The following is an 18,820-nucleotide window of genomic DNA, read 5'->3' on the forward strand; positions in this document are numbered from 1 at the left end:
TATGTTAATGGAGTCCTTGTTAAATTGCAACTGAAGGGGTCAGTAATCGCGTTAGTAGTGACTTGGTTAGGGGACACAATGGTTTCTTATCGGTAATCGTTGGTCGTCTTTCGTGGGTATGCTACACTAAACCTAATAGGATTGGAGGAGGGGTGCTTATGCGGTACCGACAGGGAGTTTGGTGGCTATTGGGTTTAATCCTGGCGTTGGTTGGTGGATTGCAAGTGACCACGACAAGTGCGGCAGCGAGCTACACGATTAAACCGTTTCGAATGAACGTGGACGTGACACGCCGGGGGAATGCCAATGTGACGGAGACCATGACCTATCACTTTGATGATGATTATCACGGCGTCTATAACGTGCAAGATTTACGCGGCATTGAGGGGGGACGACTGACCGGTGTTAGCACGCGCTTGAATGATGGAGGAATGCGGCCGGCAAGAGCTGTTGATAGCGGCGACAGTCGGTATCAGGTCAGCCAAAGTAACCAACGGCTAAAGGTTAAAGTTTATCGGGCGGTGTCCGCGGGTGATCGCTTACAGGTTACTTACCGCTTTCATTTGACCGGGGTCGTGACGAATTATGCGGATACGGCGGAATTGAATTGGAAATTAATTGGTGCAGGTTGGGATGAGCCGTTACATAATGTCCGCCTGACCATTCAACTGCCGACTCAGCCGGTTAAGCAGTTGCAGGCGTGGACGCATGGCCCATTGACTGGACACACGGCAGTTCAGTCGAAAACGGGACGTGTGGTGATGACAATACCGGAAAATTCGGCCAATACGTTTGTGGAAAGTCATCTGCTGTTTCCAACGCAGGTAACGGCGGCTAATCCCAATACTCGCACACAAAAACGGCGAGCAGCCGCGCAAAAGCAAGAAGCGAAATTAGCGGCAGACGCCAATGCTAAGCGCCAGCAACAACGCTGGCTAGTCGTAGGGGGGTACGTGGCATTGACGGTGGGCCTAGTGGCCTTGTTAGCGGGAAGCTACCATTGGATGCGACATCACCCGGCTAATCGGTACCCACATCCGATTCCAGTCGACCACTTTTTTGATGTCCCAGGCGTGGCACCGGCCGTGGCTGTGGCATTACTGAATTTTCGTTCGCCAGACACGGATGCATTAAGTGGTGAGTTGATGATGGCAGCCAGTCGGCATGAGATTAAGTTAGAACCGGTTCGAGAAAAGAAACATGATACCGTGCGTTTGACTAAAACGGGTACGGTGACCAACATTTTTCTCCAACGGGCATTTGAACGATTAGGCTCCCTGGATAGCTTTACGTTGCGTGATTTAAAACAATTTGCGAAAAAAGATAAAGGGAGTCGAGTCAGCCACTGGTTTAAGGAGTGGCAAGATCAGGTTGATGAAGCAGCAGAGGTCTACCAAGATGGTGACAATATCGCCATCCGCCAACGCTTGCTAGGAATTGCATGGGGACTCACGCTTGTAATTGCCGCTTGGATCGGTGTGTCGGCGTTGGTCGACCCGTTGGTCTTTAAAATAAGCGCCGGTCTAGGACTAGTTGTTTTGTTTGGTAGTTGGACCTATATCTCGCGTCAGCGGCGGCAAATTGATCGCAATACGGCGGAAGGGTTGGTCTTGAGAAATGAGATTGGCGGCTTCCGGCGGATGCTGAAGGACATTGGTCATTTCAATACAGCTAAGATTGGTGACCTCATATTATGGGAGCAAATATTGCCGTATGCCGCAGCATTTGGCCTCGCCAAACAGGTGGCTGACAAACTGGCGATCGACTTTGGGAAGGATGTCGTGGCCGGGGCTTTGGTCGCTTATCCCCTTTACTATCCGGGCGCGTTCAATTTGTCGTTGGGCGACATGGTCCAAACAAGTATTGCGGGAGCAATTGATACGTCGGCTAACTTTAGTTCACCATCGGGCGGTTCCGGCGGATTCTCCGGCGGTAGTTCGGGTGGCTTTGGTGGCGGTTCCGGTGGCGGAGCCTTTTAAATAGTTTGGAGAGAAGACCGGGTGGCCAGGGGATGTGGCTGCCGGGTCTTTTGGTGTAGAGCCGATAATATGAATGCGTCGTCAATTAGATAGTGACCAGTACCTATTATGGGCAACTTTTAAGTGCTAGGTTTGCTAATAGTGGGAGAAATTCACATGAAAAAGATGATGCAATTAGCGACAGTTCTAGGAGTCAGCGTGGGGATTTTCGGATTAGCCAATGTCGCGGCATCGGCTAATAGTCAATACTCAGCCAAACGGTCTAATTCAGTTCGGCTGGTGTGGCGGACTAATATGAGGCGCCATGCGTGTACAGCAACGCAAGGCGCGCACCATTCCAAACATTTAGGGATTCGTTATAGTAATAACGATGTGACGCAAATCATTACTTGGTATACGGATGCGCATGAGAAGTTGTATAAGAAATATAAAGGACATAATGCCATTTATTATCATGTGAAGAGTGTGGATGGAGCGTTAAAAGGTTGGATTTGGCGAGGGTATTTGAAGTCGGTAGCGACGAGTAACAATGGTAAATCAAGTTCATCTTCAATGAATCAAACGGATCTTGAGAGATGGGTTTTGCCTAAGTATGAGAAACTTAGTAAGTTGAAGTTTATTAATTTCTTTAGCAAGGATCCAACTAGTGAAAAGGCTATTGAACAAGTGCTCGTTAAGGTCGGTTACGACCAAAATACGAGAAGTTCTTATCAGGGTTGGTCAGTTGGAGGCGCCGCTCTGGGATCAGATAGCTTTGAAGAGGGAACTGAACCGGGTAAGGGCTTGATTTTCCTGATTCAGAAGTAGGTTCACGTAATTTTGAAGCTCAGAAAAATTTATGCAAACAAAAAAGGATTGAGAATTCTTCGTGAATTCTCAATCCTTTTTTAATTCTAATCTATGACATATTGTCCGGATAAAAATTCTCATGTTTATTTAACACGTTTTTAATGTAACGCAATTCTAAAATATCAACTAAGAAATTTAAATTATCGTCAGTCTCTCTCGTTGACCTATTCTTTTGAGTTTGTTTGGTAAGCAAATCTAAAAGAGCATATTTTATGTTTAAACAAATTAAAGGCGGTAGTAGTCTGGCGAATATAGGATGAAATTGTAGGTATCGAGTTGTATCCTATCTAAAATATTGAGACAAGTTTATCTATGTGGTATCGATAGTCTCTAAAATTGAGAAAACTTAGTCTCTAAGCTTAGGGTTATTACGTTGGTACTATTGGGTTAATTCGGAAAGTAATTGAAATAAATATGTAATTGGGAAAATCATGTGAGTGATAATATAACCAAGCATGAATACTGAAACCTAGTTGGAGGATGTACATAAGTGAATTTAATGGTCAGAAAGGTTTATCTCGTCGAGACTTGTAGTGTGACAGCTTCATTTGTAGGATTAAAAAAGCCACCAGATGTACTGATGGCTTTTGCTAAATATGAATTTACTTAAAATTGATAGCTATCTGGCCTCTTCTAAACTCTCCAATGCCACCCTGAGAGGGTGTGTTATTAAAGAATGTTCCAATGAAAAAATTGGCCTTCCCAATCTTTTTTACTGATGATTTAGAGTGGAAGAGTAGCTCAAAATTTTCTGAATGATTGGCGCCTAAGTAGTGGAAGGTATTTGTATTTGCAGCCTTCCCAACTATTGTGCTCAGCATTTTGGGACTTTTACTTGTTGAAAATGAGAAATAAAATGGTGTTGCTGTATCTGCTAATCCGGCTAAGCTGTTATTAGTTAATCCGATATTATTAACTGCACCAAATCTGAAGGAGCCTTGTTTACTATTATTGTATGCCATTCCGGTTACTTTCATCCACGTTTTATAATTTGAGCGACTCTTGGGCACTTGATAAATGTAAATATTTCTGATTTTCAGCTTATACTTTGTATCCATAGTAAGCGTCTTGTTTAAGATATACTTTTTCTTACTTGAGTAAATTTTATGTATTGTTCTTGTGCCGTTGTTTTTGTAGGTGTTAAAGTAACTGGCACTAGCAACACTAGTATTAATTAAACCAACGAAACTAGCCACAAATAATAAGGCAAGCTTACCTTTAGTTTTCATGTTAGAATCTCCTCGATTAACACACGTTATTTAACTATTATATTAGCTTCACTATACCACTTGAAAAATAAATTAGCTAAGTCAAATGTAGCCAAAAAGAAAGACTAGTTTCAAAAATCAGCCTTTCTTTTGACGCCGTGTGCATGTAGTTTGCTACCGTGTAATTGTTTGGGTTGCTGGAGCTTGCTGAATGATGTATCGCAATTCCGACACATAGAGAGTCCTTATATTGACTAACTTCTGTTTCTACATATTTATCCGTAGACCTGAGGACTCGGAATTACTTTTGAAAGTGAGGTCCTGAGAATGCTTAAAATTGAAGTCATTGATATATTTTGAAGTGTTTGCTGGTAGGTATCACTATAGTGATTTGGAACTTTTTACAAAAATTCATTCATAGTAGTAAGCAATCGAAGTCGACGGTCAGTAAGCTAATGAATCAATGCTCTGGGGACGTAATTTACATACTAATAGATCAAAAAAGTCGTAATCAGCCAAGCACCAGTACGACATACCAAACGATACAAAAAGTCTAGCGTTAGCAAAAGTTGCCACACTAGACCACTAATCCATTATTTTGTAAAATCAATCTTCAAACTCAACAGATAAATCACAACGCCCCCAAAGATCATGCTGACCAGTTCTCCCCAACCGATGGATAACCAGTTGGCCCAGAATGTTGGCCAAAAGGCAGTCTTGGAAACAATAGCAATCTCCCAGGCAATCATACACATGAAGAAGACCGCGACCACCGTATTAATGGCCATTTGGGCGATGCGATTGTGGACGAATTTACTGAGCCAATACATGACCAGTAATGCCAGCAGCGTTTGAATGGTCCCAGTGGCAATATCCAAAAAGCCAAATGGTGAGGCAATAATATTGGCAATGAAAACCCCCAGTGTGACCGCGGCAATGTAGCGCTTGTTGAAGACCACCAAGTGATTAAACATTTCCGACAGACGGATCTGAAAGGGACCAAAGCTCAGGGCTGACAAGACCGTCGTTAGCACGACGTAGAGTGCAGCTATGAGAGCCGCGAGCACCATACTGCGGGTGTCGCTGACTCCCGAAACACGTTTCTTAGAATTCACGAGAAATTCCTTCCTTTGCTAATTATTCAGTTTTTAAACCTTAGTAAGCGTACCGCAAAACCGGGATTTTAGCAAAATGTTCCACGGGAAACATTACAATCGGGTATTGTCTACCGTGAAGCATTGACACCGGGGGTATTGCTTGTGTAAATTAGGAATAACTTCTGCATGTCGGTGGTGGCTAGCCTTATCGCTAACTAACGGCCACCGTTGAATCGTTATACCATACTAGATAGTCATTATTGGGGGAGGCACTTATCATGAGAATCGCACACCACCGCTGGCCGCTTTGGGTTATGTATTCCCTAGCGTTTGCGGTGATCGCGGCCATTAGCTTCGGAATATTTGGGGTGGCTAATCGGACCTTAATCTGGAACATGGATGGCATCACGCAACATTACCCATTGATTCGCGAGTTTCATCAGCTGTTAATGAAGTCCGGCCTAGCGGGGGTTACAGGGTGGTCTTGGACCTTTGGCTTAGGAGCCGACAAATTAACCACGCTAGCCTACTATGTGTTAGGTGATCCGTTTGCGTATGCCCTGGCGTTACTTCCGACGCGCCTATTAGAGGTTGGTTATGGGTGGGCTATCGTTCTACGGCTTTACGCGGCTGGTCTAGCTTTTCTAGTCCTGGCAAAACGCTACGCCTTTAAACCCGGTAGTCAATTGGTCGGCGCAGTCACGTATGCCTTTACCGGGTATTCTTTGATGGTGGGGGTTCATCATCCCTTCTTCCTTTTGCCTATGATCTGGTTACCCCTACTTTTTGTTGGCGTCGACCGAATCCTACAGGGAAAAGGGTGGGGATTCTTGGCCGCTGTGACCGGGATCACTATTTTGAGTAACTTCTACTTTGCTTACATACTAGGGCTGGGTAGCCTAATTTATGCCATCATTCGCTACTTTAGTTGCCGTGAGCGCGGTCAGTTAGCGGTTAGCTGGCTAGTCGCCACGGCCCGTTTTTTGGCCGCTGCTGTTACGGGACTACTGATTTCAGGGGTGTTGTTACTGCCATCACTTTTGATGATGCTGAAATCCACTCGGACGGTGTCCATTTTTGCGAATGGCCTCTGGTTATATCCGCTTAATTATTATCTAACACTCAGCAATACCATTTTAACGACGGGCAACACCCTTAATTACTGGGCAGTGTTGGGGATCACCGGATTTGGTTTCTTAGGGTGTGTCTATACGCTGGTGCACTGGCGGCAACATCGGTGGCTGGCCATCACGCTTCTTGCGGTGATTGTCGGGCTCCTCTTTCCTGCCGTGGCCGCGTTCTTTAACGTCTTATCGACGCCATCTAACCGCTGGATTCTGCTAGCAGCCGTTCCCTTTGGTCTGGCGTTAATGACACTCATGGATCACCTGACGGCGTTATCGTTGCCTGACCGCTGGTGGCTGTTGGGGAGTAGCCTTGGCCTATTAGTCGTCATTTACCTGAGCAACGGCTTTACCTTCAGCAATCCGGCGCGTGATTTACTGACGTATGGGTTATTGTTGACCACGACGCTACTGGTTGTGGTGGCCTTACCGCGCCGCTGGACGTTCGGTGGGGTCGGTATTTTAATCGGGCTAAATCTGATCAATAACGCTTGGGGCTATTACGATCCCAACCTGAGCAATCAAGCGACGCAACAGCTACGCGCTAGTGATGCCACACGCTACATTCAAGATTATTTTGATGGCGCGCAGTCGGCGGTCCAATCGGATCACGCGTTTTCGCGGGTAAGTGCAACGCGCAACTATAATTTGTTCCGGACGGTGGGGAATAACATGACGATGTCTCACGGTCTGCATGGGATTATGTCCTATTTTTCCGTTCAAAATGGCTATGTTGGCCAATTTAGCCGCGACTTGGGTAATGCTGAGTATGCGATGAATGCGCCGATGGGCCAAGCCGATGGCCGAACGACCCTGACGCAATTATTGGGGGTCAAGTATTTATTCGCGCGGACCGATCAGGTGACTAATCACGCGGCGCTGCCGTATGGGTATCAGGCGGCTAAAAAGATCTATCCAGAACAGCCCGTGTACGGGTTATCAAATGGTGTTGGCACACAGGTGTTAACCACGAACTTGGCGTTTCCACTGGTTTATACGCAACCCCAAGTACTAACGATCAAGGCATGGCACCGGTTAAGCTTGGTTGACCGGGAGCGGAGTCTAACGCAAGCTGCTGTGACGTCCCAGCCAGTCGCTGGCGTGAAAGCGGCGCACTATCAATCGCCCAAACGCACGCTGGCTTATACGGTAACGCCAGATACGATTCCGGTAATTGATAGCACAAACAAGGTCATTCAGTACCGGTTAAAGCAAGCCGCAGCTGGGCAAAAGACGGGCCTCAATGACAAGCAGCTAGCGACCTATGGCACCACAATTCAGACGCCTCAGTTAACGGTTGATAAAAATGGCCTGTTAAGTAAGCAGGAGGTTCAGCAGTACGGCCCCATGGTACAGTTATCCCGGAATCAAGCAGCACTGCAACGGGTGTTAACCCATAATCAACAGATTATTCAACGGACCACTCAAACCAATCAGACAGGCCTGCATCAGTTAACTAGCGATGCGCAAGGACAACCGATTAAATATACGGTAACGCTTAAGCACCCGCAGCAAGCTCAGGGGACAGAGTTGTATTTAGAATTGGACGGCATTAGTTCACAGCAACTGACAACCAAAGATCAACTCCAAACAGCGGATAATACTAGCGTTTTGGGAAATACCCCGCGGTCAAATTTAACCAAGTTGAACGCTTGGCGGACGGCGATTAGCAACCCGGATTTGGGCGATTACTGGGTGACGGCTAAGACGCGGAATGCGACCAAGACCTTCTCCCAGTTTGGTTTAGACAATCTGTCAGATTATGAACCCAAGCATCAAGTATTATTGAACTTGGGTTACTCGCAGCAGTTACGCAAGACAATTGACGTGACCTTTAACGCCACTAAGCAACTCAATATTAAATCAGCTAAGCTCATCGCGGTACCGTTTGGCGCGAGCTATGACCAACAGGTCCACGCTGTTCAGCGACGGGGGTTGCAGCATGCCCAGATACGAGATAACTCGGTAACGGGTGAGCTAACGACGCCACAAGCCAGTGTTATGACGACATCCATTCCGTACTCGAGTGGCTGGCGGCTGACGGTGGATGGTCGGCCCACGGCAACGACGGTGGTTAATGAGGGCTTTGTTGGGGCCCGTTTGGCGGCGGGCACACACCGGATTCGCTTGACTTACCGGACGCCGGGGCTAATCGGTGGTCTGATCCTAACAATAGTCGGGTTAGTGGTCTGGTTAGGTGAAATGGGTTGGTGGCATTGGCGACATCCTCAGGCGAAAACGCACGCAGCTAAATCAAAATCTGATGCTTAATCAATGATTTTTGGCGGGACCAGGTCGTGGGTCCCGCTTTTTTATGACACTTTTGCTACACTAGAAAGGAGTGGTAACCAGATTTTGGGGAGGACAAGTTAATGCCAAAATGGCTAAACTGGTCAGTCTTTTATGAACTGACCGAAATTTATACAGCACCATTAAATGTTATGTGGTTTATTTTAGGTGCTGCGATTGCGCAGTATCACGTACATACCGTGGATTGGATCAATGTTGGACTATGTCTAGCGGTAGTCTTTATCTTCGATTTGGCCGTCAACGTGGCGGATAATTACTACGATTATTTACACGCGCATGATCGTGAAGACTACGCGCAAAAGACTAATCCAATTGGTCGATTGCATTTGCCAGCTAAGGGTGTTTTTTGGTTGGCGTGGGTGTTATATGCCGTCGCTGCGATACCGGGGATTGTCTTAGTCATGCGGACGGGCTGGCCGGTTGCCGTCTTTGGTGTGGTGGGGTACTTGATTGGAATCTTCTATACGGCCGGACCGCATCCCATCAACGCAACGCCCGTTTCAGCGGCCGTGGTGGCATTGGCAATCGCCTTTTGGATTCAGTTAACCTGTGTGTACGTGTCGATTTATGGGCAACAACCGTTGTCCTGGTCAATCGTCGGTACCACGTTCCTACTGTGCATGCCGTTAACGTTGATCTTCTTCACGGTACAACTGGCTAATGATACATCGGACCGCGAAGAAGACATTGCCAATCACCGCTACACGTTGGCGGTCTATCTAGGTAAACGCCGATCGGTGCGATTGATCCAACTCTTCCTAGTGATTGGCACCTTGTGGACACTGGTAAACGTAGGGTTGGGGTTAGCACCACTTGTTACGGCGTTGGTGGTTATTTTACTGCCAGTGATGTGGCGGGGGATGCGCCCGTTCTTTGCCATTCAGGACAAGCGTAAGACATTTATGGCGATGGTTAAGAGTGCCTCTCTGTTCTTCATTGCCTATCCCGTATTGTTTGCGTTGGGAACGTGGCTGTAAAGTGAGTCATTAAAGATGATCAGCTAATAGCAAAATAGACACTAATAAAATAACCCGGGAAATGACAGTGATTACCATCGCTATTTCCCGGGTTATTTTGTCTTAATTAAGTCTAAATAGGACTTATTAAGGATAGTGGCGCCATGGGTGATACGGATTAGTTATTATGGTTATAGGCCCAGACCGTCAACGGCGCGAATAGGACCACGATGCCAATGCCAAAAATAAGCACAATCCAAGCATTATTGTTCCAGGCTCCCTGAGCGAGGATCTGGCGGATTGCGGTGATCACATAGGTGATGGGATTGGCATCGGCAATCACGCGCATAAAATGAGGTAAGGTTTTCAGGGGGATAAAGGCGTTAGAAAGAAAGGATAGGAGCATCATAACCATCATTGAGACGCTTTGAACCATTGATGAGCTTTTGGCTAGCAGGCCAAAGAGCGCAAAGACCCATGAGATGGCCCAGCCAATGAAGATGGCCAAAGCGGCAATGACAATGATCCACCCAAAACCTACAGTTGGTCGCCAGCCCATTGCGTAGCCGGTCAGTAGAGAAACCACAGTGGCAACCAATAAGCGGAGAACATCTGCGAATAGTTGCCCAGCCAGGGGGGCAATATGGGCCATGGGTAATGACTTAAAGCGATCAAAGACCCCGGAGTCCAAGTCCTCGCGAATCTGGGCGCCAGATCCTGACGCAGCCGACAGGAGAGTTTGAATCAGAATTCCGGGGACAATGGTGGGTAGATAGGCTTGCACCCCGCCAGCGATTGCCCCACCGAAGAGGTAGCCGAAGAGGAGCATGAACATCACAGGTTGAATGATGACATCCATAAAGCGGTCAGGGTTATGGAGCGTTTTAAGTAAGTTCCGGTAAGCCATCGTTAGTGTGTTGCCAATTAAGTTACCATGTTGTGTTTGAATTTCCATCGGGCACCTCGTTCTTAATTTTTCCGGTTGTGAGTGCAAAGAAAACATCATCTAGGGAGGGTTCTTGTACGGCAATATTAGCCAGTGAGATATCGGCTGCCTGGAGTTGCACAAGTAAGTCAGTGATTTGGTTGGGGTTTTTCAAATGTGCAGTGAGTTGGGCACCGTGCAAGGTCGGTTGTGCATGGAGTGCCTGAGCCAATAGGCGTTGGGCAAGGGAACCTTGGGTTGCCTTGGCGAGAGATAAGGTCAAGGTGGCGCCGCCAATTTGCTGCTTGAGCGCGGTCGGCGTTCCAAGTTTGATGAGCTTGCCATGGTCGATGACGGCAATTCGATCGGCCAGTGCGTCTGCTTCGTCTAAGTATTGGGTGGTCAATACGATGGTAGAGCCGTGGGCCACTAACTGGCGGATGGTTGTCCACATCTGCGATCGGGTTCGGGGATCAAGTCCAGTTGTGGGTTCGTCCAGAAAAATCAATCCTGGTCGCGTAATCAGACTCACGGCAAGATCTAAACGGCGCCGCATGCCACCGGAGAAATCGCTGAGCGCTTTGTCAGCAGACGCTGTCAGTGAAAACTCTTCAAGAAGTTCCGTCGTTCGTTGTTTAGCGGCCGTTCGGGACAACCCATTGAGCCGAGAAAAAATCATTAAGTTTTCGCGAGCGGAAATATCTTCATCGATGGAAGCATATTGCCCGGTTAGACCAAACATGGCGCGGGCTAGCCGACTTTCTTGGCGAACATCATGACCAAAGATCGTGACAGTTCCACTCGTGGCCTTAAGCAGCGTGGTCATCATGCGCAAGGTGGTAGTTTTCCCTGCGCCGTTGGGACCTAAAAGGCCAAATACTTCACCGGATTTGACCGCAAACGATAGATCATCAACGACGGTTTTGGCGCCGAAGGTTTTAGTTAAATGGCTTACCGTGATAGCTGTAGATGGTTGCATAAAATACCTTCTCTCATGTGTCATAAAATTAATCAGGTGACCTGACAAAATTATAATAAGGTCCCCTGATTAATTTGTCAACCTTTTTATTCAGGTCCCCTTATCTTTTTGATTTGGGGTATAATGAGACAAGGAGGTTTTCGAGATGAGCGATTTATTTAAGCAAGAGACGACAGCGAGTAAGTTAATTGAATTTGGGATGTTGCGGCATGTCGCCGATGACATTGCGGATCGCGATGACGACCACCCTGAACGACAAATGATTTTCCAAGGGCAAGGAAAGATTTTATTGGCGTTGATGCAAGAGGATCATTTGGCACAAAAAGAATTGGCGGAGCGCTTAAATTTGACGGCGCAGTCAACCGCGGAATTCGTTCGGAAATTGGAAAAAAAGGGATTCGTGACACGAATGAAATCTCCTACGGACCAGCGAGTTACCGTGGTGAGTATCACGGATGCTGGGCGCAAGGAAACAACGAAAAATGTGCAACAAATCCCGCCATTCTTAACGATTTTAGATGATACGGAGTTGGATCAACTCTCGCATATTTTAGATAAGATTAATCAGCATATGTATGAAGAAGTTAACGCCGCTAACCCAACCTGGTTCAACAAGTTCCATCAGGTCATTATGAATCGCATGTTATCGCAATTACATTCAGGCGAAGATCGGTAGGGTTGGTGTCAGTTTCGGCGATATTTATGCGGGCTGGTTTATTTGTTAGGCAACCATGACGACCTGCACTCAGAAGCAAAGTGATGAAAATCGTGGCATTGCTAAAATGAGAATGCCGGTATAATAGGTTTTCTTTAGTGTATTCCCCACAGGTGTGGGGGTGTTTCCGCTACTTCCATAAATAAGTATTAGCGGAAGTAGCATTGTCACAAGCAAAGAACCACCACAACTTATCTGATAGGTAATCAGACCCAAAAACCACCGCACAATCATCAGCCATTTGGCCTAACAATTGTGCGGTGGTTTGTAGTGTCGAGATTATTTTTAATTAAGCGGCATTTAAAATCCACAAGAACAAGACGAAGACAACCGCCAGCCCGTACATCATAGCACCGACTTCCTTACCACGCTTAGCAGCCAACATGGTCAAAGGATAGGTGATGAAACCTAGTGCGATCCCATCGGAGATGCTGTAGGTTAAAGGCATTCCCAGCACAATCAGAAAGGCCGGAGCAGCCACTTCGAATTTTTCCCAATGAATGTTCTTTAGGGATTGAGCCATTAGCACCCCAACGATAATCAAAGCGGGGGCGGTGACTTGATCCGTCACAACTGCCAACAATGGAGAGAAGAACGCGCCAAAGATGAAGAGTATCCCAGTGACGATGGCGGTGAAACCAGTTCGACCACCCACGGCAATCCCTGCGGAGGATTCCACGAAGGCGCCCATTGGAGAAGTTCCCAGTAAGGACCCCACGACCATCGTACTAGAATCAGCCATCAAGGCTTTGCCAATCCGGGGGAGCTTGTTATTTTTAACCAAGCCAGCTTGTTCAGCTAAGCCGACCAAAGTCCCCGTAGTATCAAAGAAAGTGACTAATAAGAAGGTCAAAACGACCACGATCATTTGTAAGGAATTAATACTGCCGACGTGCGTCAACCCCACCATGAAAGTCGAGCTGATGCTAGGAACTGCAGCAATGATATGACTAGGCATGGGAATCAGACCCGTAACGAGACCTAAAATCGAGTTGGCGACCATCCCAATGAAGATGGCGCCGGGTACCCGAGCACTCATCAACAGGACCGTTACCAGTAGCCCGAAAATGGTGAGCCACGTACTGCCAACCTGTAAGGAACCCAGGCTCACAATCGTTGATTTGTCAGCGGCGACTAAGCCGCCTTGGCTCAAACCAATGAAGGCGATGAACAGGCCGATTCCGGCGCTGATGGCCATCTTGAGGTCGCGGGGAATTGCGTCAACGACCTTTTCCCGCAGCTTGAAAGCCGTTAGAATCATGAAGAGGATCGAGGCCACGAAAACGCCGGCCAGCGCCGTTTGCCAAGGCACCTTCATTCCAATAACGACGGAGTAAGCGAAGAAGGCGTTAATCCCTAGACTGGCAGAGATGGCAATCGGATAGTTGGCCAGAATCCCCATCAACATGCACCCGAAGGCGGAGGCAAAGGCAGTCGCCGTGAAGACGGCCCCTTGGCTGATGCCGGAAGCCCCTAAGACTTGGGGGTTAACGAATAGGATGTAAGCCATGGAGACGAAAGTGGTTAGCCCCGCTAGTATTTCGGTTTTATAGTTGGTACCGAGTTCTTCAAAATGGAAAAAGTTGGCAATTCTTTGCATTGAATAAGTGCTCCCTTAGCAATTAATTTGGTTAAATCCGAACATTAATGATAATCGTTCGTGTTTACATCAATAAATATCACTATTAGAGTCTATCATTTTTAAAAAATATTTGCAATTGCGAATTACAGTTTTATTTATAAAATGAATGTTCGGAAAATACCAATTCAACCCGTCAACCCATCCAACTTACTGATAAATCAAAAATAGCCGACCAAGCATCTAATGAGCTTGCGTCGGCTAGTGATCGTTCGTTTCATCTGCTGATAGAAAAGTTAAGCTAGTCTGGATCGGCGAGTGATTTACCGTTAGCAGTCGCTTTGAAACCCGCAAAGGCGGTATCAATCGTTTGATATTCCGCAGCCGTTAAGGTGACCTCCAAGGCCTGCGCGTTAGCTTCGACCTGTGCGGCGCGTTTAGCACCCGGGATCACCATGCTGACGAGTGGGTTTTGCATGTACCAGGCCAGAATCGTTTGGGCGACGGTAGCTTGATGCGCTTGGGCAATCGGCCGGACCTGGTCGATGGCGGTTAAGGCTTGACTGTAACGCGGTTCTTGGAAATCACTGATTTGACTGCGAATGTCGTCGGCCGGGAACTGAACTGATTGGTCGTATTTACCCGTCAGTAAGCCCGAAGCCAAGGGGAAGTAGGGGACAAAGCTAATCTGATGATCGGCCAGATACGGCATCAAATCAGTCTCGTGGTCGCGATGGAGGAGACTAAATTCGTCCTCAACGACATCTACATAACCATCAGCATTGGCCTCTTTGACTTGTGCCAAGCTAAAGTTGGAAAGACCAATCGCCCGAATCTTACCTTGTTCGCGCAGTCGTTGTAAGGCGCCCACGGCTTCTGCCTTGGGTGTTTGTTTGTCAGGGAAATGAATGTAGTAAATATCTAAGTAGTCGGTATTCAAACGTTTTAAACTGGCGTCAACCTGGGCCGTCAAGAACGCGGGATCATTGTTAATGACCTGTTCGCCACTTGAGAAGTCTTGAGCCCCTTTGGTTGCCAAAGTAAAGCTGTGCCGATCGAAGTCGTGCATGGCTTGACCAACGAGTTCCTCGGAATGACCGAGACCATAGACAAAGGCCGTATCAAGTAGCTGAATGCCATGATTCAAGCCAGCTTTAACCAAGTTAAGGCCATCATCATCCTTTAAATTTGGGAAGAGGTTATAGCCGCCAACCGCGTTGGTTCCGAGACCGAGTGGTGTCGTGCGAACGTCAGTCTTACCGATTGTTACCAATTCATGTGTCATGCTGGACCCTCCTATAATGTTGAAACCGGATTCAAATACAGCTCCATTATACCGAATTTTACTAGAATTAAAAATCCCCTGAGTGAGTACCATGGTCGCACGGTTTCTGGTACACTAAAGCAAGGAAAAGGAGCGAGACACATGACAACTTATTTAATTATTGGGGCCAATCGGGTGGGTCAATTGGTAGCCCGTCAACTGGCGACCGAGTCAGCAACGGTTCGCCTCTTACACGATGGCAAGGAAACGTTACCCAGCGACTTAGCCACCCAAGTGACGGAGTTGACCGGTGATTTGACGCAGGAAGCTACTTATACGGCGGCCTTGCAGGACCAACCAATCATCTTTTCAGCACTCACGGGGATGGACGTTGATCTGGCGTTTGAAGCACTCTTCGATGCCCAATATCACCAGCGATTAACCTTTCAACGTTTCGTGATGCTGAGTACGGCTGGGGTCGATCAGGAAGTGACAGGCGATTTAGTTTATCCGGGAATCACCAACGTGGCCGAATACCTAAAGCAACAGCGATATGCCGCTAAACTAGTGGATGAGGCAGAATTTCCATATACGATTTTGCGGCCCGTAACGTTGGCCGACTCACCACGGCGCGACCCACAAATTATTAAGGAAGGCGCCGCGGTTCCAGCGGGAACTGTTTCACGTGAAACAGTCGCACAGGTGGCCGTCTCATTGTTACAAGCGGGTGGCGCCGACTACCAATCGTTGGCGATTTGCTAAAAATTTAAGAGACTTACCAAATTATGGCGTGTTTGGCGCGATAGTTTGTTAGAATAAACCTAGTGGGGTGAAGGCATTGGCATTACAAATAGACGAACAACAACTACAGGCAATTCGCGAACGCATGGACGAGGCCAATCAACGCGCCCACTTCGTTATTTTTCAATCTGTCGAGCGGGAATCTGGCAAAGTCTTGCGGTTAATCACGGATATTGATAGTTTTCGTGCGATTCAAGAACAACATCAAGATGATTCTGACATGGTGATTATCCAAGATATTGTGCCGATTACGGATACCTTGGCCCGGTGGGCGGTCGCTGAAAACATGGCGGCCCAACAGGGTGATAATGCGGAGGTGTTGGCGGATCTGGAACGCTACACCAATGAGGTTTTGAAAGAAAATCATCAAACAGTTAATCCACCGGAAAGCACCGATGACTAGGAAGCACTTAACGACGGTTAGGTGCTTTTTTATTATCGAAAATTTAGTGAGCGTTCACACCTGTGTTTGGCCCTAAACCTGATAAAATTAAGATAGTTTCAGGGGCATGATTTTAAGAGGGGGTTATCAACATGATTAAGATTGGAAAAGTTCTCGGCGTCCTAGTGGCGACCGTTGCACTAGGCGTTGGGAGTGTGCCGGTGACGGGGCAAGCTAAGAGTACCAATAAGACGGTGACATTCGGTCAGTTAACGAACAAGAATACGCACCGACTAGCCGCAATTCGGCAGGCAGCTCGCCAGGAAATTTTAACAACCACTAAGGCAAAAAGTAGTCGGGTAGCAGCGGTCTATCAGGTAAAATTGCCAACGCATATGACAAAAACGGCGACGTTAACCAAGAGTGGGTTACGCATGAACCTATTGAAGAATAGTTTTAAGGTTAAGCAGATTACCATTCCGTATGCGCAACTCAAGGGTAAGGTGTTGAATCGCTATCTGCCTAAGGCCAACCGAACCAGTACCATTAAGACCAGTAAATTAGTGGCCTTAACGTTTGACGATGGGCCAGATCCAACCCTGACACCACGGTTACTGAAGACGTTGAAGAAATACCACGCGCATGCGACGTTCTTTGAAGTTGGTCAGAGTGTCAGTCGCTATCCGAAGATCTCGCGAGCGGTCTTGGCAGGCGGCAATGAAATTGGCAATCATTCGTGGAATCATCCCAACTTTAACAGTATTGGGACCGCACAAACAGTGAGTCAAGTAACCCGAACCAATCGGGCAATCTACCAAGCCACCGGAACGTTACCGCAATACGTACGACCACCGTACGGTAATATCACGGCGGCAGAGGGCCGAGCGATTGAACAGCCAATTATCCGTTGGTCAGTCGATTCTCGGGATTGGGCTTACCTCAATAGTACCAAGGACATTAATGAAGTTATGCACGACACCCATGGCGGCGATATTATTTTAATGCATGATATCCACGCCCAATCCGTAGCCGCAGCGCCAACGATTATCAAACGATTACAGGCCAAAGGGTACAAGCTGGTGACGGTCAGTCAACTTCTGAACAGTCAAGCATTGCCAGGGTTACAATACTTTGGCGCCCATGATTACCGGACCGTTGGTAAATAAGGCATTATAAAAAATCGTCAGCATCCACTTTGGTGGGTGCTGACGGTTTTTGTCGTTAGACTATCCGTGCGAAGGTAGCGCGTTCTCTAGAAAATCGGGAGATTAGCTAAGAAATTTTTCAACGAGTCGCTGATAAACGTGTTGAACATGACGGAATTCATCCAGATCGACGGATTCATTCAAGGCGTGGGCGGCATCCCATTTACCAGCGCCGTAGACGATGACCGGGAAGTCATGACTGGATTTGGTAAATTCTGAAGCGTCGGTTGCCCCGTGAATGACTTGTAAGTCGATTGCGTGACCGAATTCTTGGTCGGCAATGGCCTTGGTCGTTTGCACCAGTGGCGAATCCTTGGTACTAATAATGGGTTTAAAGCTGTAATCTACGTGCAAGGCTAAATCGACGCCCGGTTCTTGATTTAACCGATCCACCGTTTCATGGAGGCGGTGAATGACGGCAGTATTATCGAATTCGGGAATAGGGCGAATATTTCCTTGCAGCTCCGCCTTAGCGGGAATACTGTTGACTTGTTCGCCACCATTAAAGACCGTCACGCTGTGGACCAGTGGCCCAAGTTCTGGACTGACGGGCGCGTCGTCAAAGGCAGTTGCCTCTGCGGTGACGTATTTGATGAGGTTCGTAATGGCGTTGATTCCCTTTTCAGGCATGGAACTGTGGGCGCCGACACCGCGAGAGTAGACGTGATAGTTCAAAGAACCATTGTGCGCATAGACCAGATTACCACCGGTGGGTTCGCCAATGACCATGGCAGTGAGATCATCTGCCACGCCCTTTTCGGTTAACATTCGTGACCCCATGGCGCCATTTTCTTCGCCGACAGTCCCAATAAACCGTAAGCGTCCAGTTAAGGGCGTTTGTTGGTCAGCCAAATTGATTAAGGTAATCACCATCGCGGCCAGTCCGCTCTTCATGTCGGCGGCACCGCGACCGTAGAGTTGATTGTCGACAATGTGAGCTGAGAATGGATCAAATTTCCAGTCAGCAACATCGCCCGTGGCAACCGTATCTAAGTGCCCGGCTAAGGCAAAGACTTGATCGCTGGTGGCATCGCCGATTTCAGCGATGATATTGGCGCGACCATCTGCATAGGGGATAATCTGTGAGGTAATGCCATGGTCGGCAAAGAGTTGTTGAATGTAGGCGGCCACGTCAGCCTCATGATCATTGACTGAGTTAATACTAATTAAGTGTTGTAAGATCTGAATCTGTTCGCTATCTTCCATAGAGGATTGCCCGCTTTCTCATCATTCTTTAATGTTACTTCTCAGTGTAGCACGGATTGGGGGAAATAGTTGGAAAAGTTATCAAAGATAAGTTGAACGTGTGTTCGTTTCGGCTAAAGCTATGCTAGAATATAATCAACTAGAAGCCACGGTAAGCTGAATCCTTGGCTTATTACGCACACTACAGCAGCCCGGAGGATAGTGGCAATGGCTTAGGTCGGTTCCAGCCCGATCGCTGCAA

15 protein-coding genes are annotated in these 18,820 nt (G+C 47.4%); 8 read left to right on the forward strand and 7 right to left on the reverse strand.

Translation table 11 applies throughout. The annotated features are described in order from the left end of the window. The first annotated feature begins 158 nt into the window (after positions 1–158). A complete protein-coding gene (locus FC61_RS06445; protein ID WP_042516696.1) occupies positions 159–1,979 on the forward strand; it encodes a DUF2207 domain-containing protein in 1,821 nt (606 codons plus the stop codon). Between the two features lie 156 nt (positions 1,980–2,135). Further along, complete coding sequence (locus FC61_RS06450; protein ID WP_035464500.1) at positions 2,136–2,786, forward strand: hypothetical protein; 651 nt, start codon at positions 2,136–2,138, stop codon at positions 2,784–2,786. A gap of 644 nt (positions 2,787–3,430) precedes the next feature. Here FC61_RS06450 and FC61_RS06455 read toward each other — a convergent pair. Next, entirely contained in the window at positions 3,431–4,057 is a 627-nt protein-coding gene (locus tag FC61_RS06455; RefSeq protein WP_021741684.1) for a hypothetical protein, read from the reverse strand. Positions 4,058–4,629: 572 nt separating this feature from the next. Beyond that, positions 4,630–5,151, reverse strand: a complete 522-nt coding sequence (locus tag FC61_RS06460) for a QueT transporter family protein (RefSeq protein WP_011668945.1) — start codon at positions 5,149–5,151, stop codon at positions 4,630–4,632. A 260-nt stretch (positions 5,152–5,411) separates the two neighbouring features. Here FC61_RS06460 and FC61_RS06465 point away from each other — a divergent pair, with 260 nt between their 5' ends. Beyond that, complete coding sequence (locus FC61_RS06465; protein WP_021741686.1) at positions 5,412–8,528, forward strand: YfhO family protein; 3,117 nt, start codon at positions 5,412–5,414, stop codon at positions 8,526–8,528. 101 nt (positions 8,529–8,629) lie between these two features. Next, positions 8,630–9,544, forward strand: a complete 915-nt coding sequence (locus FC61_RS06470) for a prenyltransferase (protein WP_021741687.1) — start codon at positions 8,630–8,632, stop codon at positions 9,542–9,544. 157 nt (positions 9,545–9,701) lie between these two features. Here FC61_RS06470 and FC61_RS06475 read toward each other — a convergent pair whose 3' ends face one another. Together FC61_RS06475 and FC61_RS06480 are read right to left on the reverse strand one after the other, a co-directional pair. Beyond that, entirely contained in the window at positions 9,702–10,478 is a 777-nt protein-coding gene (locus FC61_RS06475; protein ID WP_021741688.1) for an ABC transporter permease, read from the reverse strand. Further along, positions 10,453–11,427 (reverse strand): daunorubicin resistance protein DrrA family ABC transporter ATP-binding protein, encoded by a 975-nt coding sequence (locus FC61_RS06480; RefSeq protein WP_021741689.1) that lies wholly within the window; start codon positions 11,425–11,427, stop codon positions 10,453–10,455. Before FC61_RS06480 ends, FC61_RS06475 begins: the two co-directional genes overlap by 26 nt. 145 nt (positions 11,428–11,572) lie before the next feature. Between FC61_RS06480 and FC61_RS06485 the strand changes: the two genes are divergently transcribed. Further along, the gene (locus FC61_RS06485) at positions 11,573–12,103 is read left to right on the forward strand and encodes a MarR family winged helix-turn-helix transcriptional regulator (RefSeq protein ID WP_021741690.1); all 531 of its coding nucleotides are present in this window, start codon (positions 11,573–11,575) and stop codon (positions 12,101–12,103) included. 328 nt (positions 12,104–12,431) lie between these two features. On the opposite strand, the gene FC61_RS06490 is transcribed toward FC61_RS06485, so the two are convergent. Both FC61_RS06490 and FC61_RS06495 read right to left on the reverse strand, forming a co-directional pair. Beyond that, positions 12,432–13,742 (reverse strand): NCS2 family permease, encoded by a 1,311-nt coding sequence (locus FC61_RS06490; protein ID WP_021741691.1) that lies wholly within the window; start codon positions 13,740–13,742, stop codon positions 12,432–12,434. 280 nt (positions 13,743–14,022) lie between these two features. Next, positions 14,023–15,006: an aldo/keto reductase gene (locus FC61_RS06495; protein WP_035464502.1), complete on the reverse strand. Its 984-nt coding sequence runs from the start codon at positions 15,004–15,006 to the stop codon at positions 14,023–14,025. 141 nt (positions 15,007–15,147) lie between these two features. Between FC61_RS06495 and FC61_RS06500 the strand changes: the two genes are divergently transcribed. From FC61_RS06500 to FC61_RS06510, 3 genes are all read left to right on the forward strand, one after another. Continuing rightward, on the forward strand, positions 15,148–15,747 hold the full coding sequence (locus tag FC61_RS06500; protein ID WP_021741693.1) for an SDR family oxidoreductase: 600 nt from the start codon (positions 15,148–15,150) through the stop codon (positions 15,745–15,747). 67 nt (positions 15,748–15,814) lie between these two features. Continuing rightward, positions 15,815–16,189: a hypothetical protein gene (locus tag FC61_RS06505; protein ID WP_015474580.1), complete on the forward strand. Its 375-nt coding sequence runs from the start codon at positions 15,815–15,817 to the stop codon at positions 16,187–16,189. Positions 16,190–16,320: 131 nt separating this feature from the next. Next, positions 16,321–17,334 (forward strand): polysaccharide deacetylase family protein, encoded by a 1,014-nt coding sequence (locus tag FC61_RS06510; protein WP_021741694.1) that lies wholly within the window; start codon positions 16,321–16,323, stop codon positions 17,332–17,334. A 102-nt stretch (positions 17,335–17,436) separates the two neighbouring features. On the opposite strand, the gene FC61_RS06515 is transcribed toward FC61_RS06510, so the two are convergent. Next, positions 17,437–18,579 carry an ArgE/DapE family deacylase gene (locus FC61_RS06515; RefSeq protein WP_021741695.1) on the reverse strand — a complete coding sequence of 381 codons (1,143 nt, stop codon included), beginning with the start codon at positions 18,577–18,579 and terminating at the stop codon, positions 17,437–17,439. Positions 18,580–18,820 lie beyond the last annotated feature (241 nt).

The sequence above is a fragment of the Levilactobacillus brevis ATCC 14869 = DSM 20054 genome, assembly GCF_001433855.1.
GTDB classification, from domain to species: Bacteria; Bacillota; Bacilli; order Lactobacillales; family Lactobacillaceae; genus Levilactobacillus; species Levilactobacillus brevis.

What these genes read in the sequence shown, in the direction of transcription:
- FC61_RS06485 (WP_021741690.1), top strand. Translation starts at nt 11,573, where the DNA reads ATGAGCGATTTATTTAAGCAAGAGACGACAGCGAGTAAGTTAATTGAA.
- FC61_RS06450 (WP_035464500.1), top strand. Translation starts at nt 2,136, where the DNA reads ATGAAAAAGATGATGCAATTAGCGACAGTTCTAGGAGTCAGCGTGGGG.
- FC61_RS06445 (WP_042516696.1), top strand. Translation starts at nt 159, where the DNA reads ATGCGGTACCGACAGGGAGTTTGGTGGCTATTGGGTTTAATCCTGGCG.
- FC61_RS06510 (WP_021741694.1), top strand. Translation starts at nt 16,321, where the DNA reads ATGATTAAGATTGGAAAAGTTCTCGGCGTCCTAGTGGCGACCGTTGCA.
- FC61_RS06490 (WP_021741691.1), bottom strand. Translation starts at nt 13,742, where the DNA reads ATGCAAAGAATTGCCAACTTTTTCCATTTTGAAGAACTCGGTACCAAC.
- FC61_RS06480 (WP_021741689.1), bottom strand. Translation starts at nt 11,427, where the DNA reads ATGCAACCATCTACAGCTATCACGGTAAGCCATTTAACTAAAACCTTC.
- FC61_RS06495 (WP_035464502.1), bottom strand. Translation starts at nt 15,006, where the DNA reads ATGACACATGAATTGGTAACAATCGGTAAGACTGACGTTCGCACGACA.
- FC61_RS06475 (WP_021741688.1), bottom strand. Translation starts at nt 10,478, where the DNA reads ATGGAAATTCAAACACAACATGGTAACTTAATTGGCAACACACTAACG.
- FC61_RS06515 (WP_021741695.1), bottom strand. Translation starts at nt 18,579, where the DNA reads ATGGAAGATAGCGAACAGATTCAGATCTTACAACACTTAATTAGTATT.
- FC61_RS06500 (WP_021741693.1), top strand. Translation starts at nt 15,148, where the DNA reads ATGACAACTTATTTAATTATTGGGGCCAATCGGGTGGGTCAATTGGTA.
- FC61_RS06470 (WP_021741687.1), top strand. Translation starts at nt 8,630, where the DNA reads ATGCCAAAATGGCTAAACTGGTCAGTCTTTTATGAACTGACCGAAATT.
- FC61_RS06455 (WP_021741684.1), bottom strand. Translation starts at nt 4,057, where the DNA reads ATGAAAACTAAAGGTAAGCTTGCCTTATTATTTGTGGCTAGTTTCGTT.
- FC61_RS06465 (WP_021741686.1), top strand. Translation starts at nt 5,412, where the DNA reads ATGAGAATCGCACACCACCGCTGGCCGCTTTGGGTTATGTATTCCCTA.